The organism is Anaerococcus tetradius ATCC 35098 (assembly GCF_000159095.1).
Classification (GTDB): Bacteria; Bacillota; Clostridia; order Tissierellales; family Peptoniphilaceae; genus Anaerococcus; species Anaerococcus tetradius.
Genome location: NZ_GG666351.1, coordinates 1 through 537 on the forward strand (window position 1 = coordinate 1; position 537 = coordinate 537).

1 pseudogene is annotated in these 537 nt (G+C 27.6%); it reads left to right on the top strand.

Annotated elements, in window-relative coordinates:
• Positions 1-100 precede the first annotated feature (100 nt).
• Positions 101-537, top strand: a pseudogene (locus HMPREF0077_RS10130) (IS21 family transposase); the annotation flags it as partial.

The window sequence follows — 537 nt, forward strand, 5'->3', positions numbered from 1 at the left end:
GTAAATGCTAAAATAAGAATGTACAAAAGTGGCCAAATAAAAATGTACAAATAAAAATATTAATTGGATAATACATTTAATAAGATAATCAGGAGAATATATGTATTACCAATTAGAACTTAAGGATTCAAAATATTTTGAAATTAAAAGTCTAAAAGACTTAGGAAGGTTAAAACATTTACAGGAGGTGTTAAATATTAAGGTTAATTATTCAGAAATAGCACAGGAGTTAGGAGTGGATAGGAGGACTGTTAAGAAATATTATGATGGATACAGTAAGCCGTCCACTAAAAAGAAGTCAAGCAAGATTGAGCCATTTATTCCTCTAATTAAAGAACTTTTAAGTGATACTAATATCCAAAAGTTTCACTACAAAACTAATTTGTATCAATACCTAGTGGATAATCATGGTTTAGATGTTGCTTCTTCAACATTTAGACATTTCATAAAAAAACACAAGGAATTCAATAAATATTTCTCAAAATCTAATAAAAATAGTCCAAACATTAAGTCTATGAGATTTGAAACAGCACCAGG